This is a genomic window from Leclercia sp. GHBNCSD, assembly GCF_055805075.1.
This window is the reverse complement of record NZ_JBQVYO010000009.1, coordinates 1-1,957: the sequence shown is the minus strand read 5'-3', so window position 1 is coordinate 1,957 and position 1,957 is coordinate 1. Positions and strand designations below refer to the sequence as shown.

Below are 1,957 nucleotides of genomic sequence, written 5' to 3'. Positions count from 1 at the left end.
ACCGGGAGAAAAGCCGACGGCCCTCCAGGTTTGACCATAGTCCTTCGACACAAGGAATCCATCCACTCGCCAGTTGGTAATTGCTATATACCTCTCAGAGGGATGGATAAACTTTCGCGTAAAAATTCGATAAAACTGACTGGCTGGTGTTGTGTGAATACCTCGTTTAGTGCCCGTATACCAGAGTTCTCCTTCGCAGTCCCAGCCTTCAAGCTCCAGAAATCGATGGTCATCAAACCGATAAACTATCTGCGTCGGTGGCTCTTTCGCCACGCAATCAGCAGCCAGCACAACGGTGACGACGGCGAAAATAGTACATAATCCTTTCATCAATTATCGCCCCGCATCCATGTCACAGCGCATATGATCCCAGCCGGTGTAGCCTTTAACTTCAGGTACTTTGTCGGGTAGGCCCTGATAGTTTGTCTTAAACTGGGCTATGTCCTCTCTCAGACCCTGTTTGGTGATGTAATCTAGTCCCCACGCAGGGCCTGAGGAGCCAGGTTTTAGCTTCCCGTTTACATTATTTCCCATACCATCGTCCACGGTAAATTCAATCCCTGGCCCACCAGGCAGAATGCGAGGATCTTCAAAAGGCTTGGACGACATATACAGCCGGTGTTTGGTTTGTAAAAAACCCTGATCGTTCACGACGGTAAAAGATACCGCGTCTTCGGCAGGGGCTCTGTTATCACCATTAGGTTCATTATGCTTAGGAGAAAAGCCAATAGCCTTCCATGTTTCTCCATAATCTTTTGAAACAAGGAATCCATCTACCTCCCAGTTTGGTATAGAAATATAACGTTTCGAAGGATGAATAAATTTGCGGGTGAATATTCGATAAAACTGAAAGTAAGGTTGTGAATGAATACCCCGCTTTGTATCGGTATACCAGAGTTCTCCCTGGCAATCCCACCCTTTTAACTCAAGATAACGATGATCATCAAACCGATAAACTATCTGCGTCGGCGGCTCTTTCGCCAAACTATTCGCAGTCAGTAAAATAGTGGCGAATGCGAAAACAACACAAAGTTCCTTCATGCTCAATCCTTAAGCCAGTTGGTTATCATTTTTAGGTTTTGGCATATCCCATTGCAATAACTTCCTTTCCTGAAAGTCATCTGCTTTGAAAAGGCCCATATCGATATTTTTCGGGTTACGAACATTCGGTTGGACTCCAGCATAATCATTCTCCACGCCATAATGCCCTTGAGGCAGCGCTTCATCAGGTTTATTCATATAGTTTTTAGTTGTACCTACTGGTAATCTTCCTGCCCGGTAGTACTCTTTCACGTCGCTATTTTTATTTAATGGATCTCGCCAGTCCGCCAGATGTAACAACTCCTCCCAGAACTTCCCTGCCTTATAATCAAACGATTTGCACTGTCCAATAGCCAGGTCAAAGGCCATTGCCTGAGACGGAGCAAACTCGCTCATGACAATGGATGAGTGCTGGCTGTAACCTACCGGATCGGTTTTCTGCCATTCTTTTTCCAGCTCTTCACGGGTTTTCAGCCAGGTTATGGACAGTACCGGGTACTCTTTTGAACCCGTAACCTTCCCTGCAATGACTGTGTGTTTCCGGGCAATACTTTCAATCTCTAGTTCATCGCGCGTTAAGACATGCCCCGGTTTCCAGCTGATACGCTGATAGCTGTTGAGCATATACATGGCAGAGTCCGTGCGCTTGATAGCGCTGGCTTTGGCGGAATAGGAGATGTAGGCATCCGGGCTGTCGGGATCGATATAATAGGTATAGGGTTTGTCACTGGTTTTTGGATCGTCATCAGGCCTGTTATCCTGCCCCTGGAGTTTAAACGTAAACGGCTCCGGTAATTCCTCGCCGTTAATGATTACATCACGAAAGTTATAACTGCTGTTCGTCAGGAAGGCATATTCTGCATCCCCCTCCTTTCGCGGCGGCAACGCAAAAGGCTTTGCGTCCGGCGCTTTCCCT

General features: G+C 46.9%; 3 protein-coding genes. All 3 read right to left on the bottom strand.

Annotated elements, in window-relative coordinates; genetic code table 11:
* On the bottom strand, positions 1–330 hold a 330-nt coding region (locus ACT3IC_RS23485), incomplete at its 3' end, for a T6SS immunity protein Tli3 family protein (protein ID WP_473479878.1).
* A 3-nt stretch (positions 331–333) separates the two neighbouring features.
* A complete protein-coding gene (locus ACT3IC_RS23480; RefSeq protein WP_325941127.1) occupies positions 334–1,041 on the bottom strand; it encodes a T6SS immunity protein Tli3 family protein in 708 nt (235 codons plus the stop codon).
* Positions 1,042–1,050: 9 nt separating this feature from the next.
* Positions 1,051–1,957: effector protein Tle3 domain-containing protein (locus ACT3IC_RS23475; protein ID WP_473479874.1), on the bottom strand; the 907-nt coding region annotated here is incomplete at its 5' end.

Coding starts and splice junctions, on each gene's coding strand:
- ACT3IC_RS23480 (WP_325941127.1), bottom strand. CDS start 1,041: ATGAAGGAACTTTGTGTTGTTTTCGCATTCGCCACTATTTTACTGACT.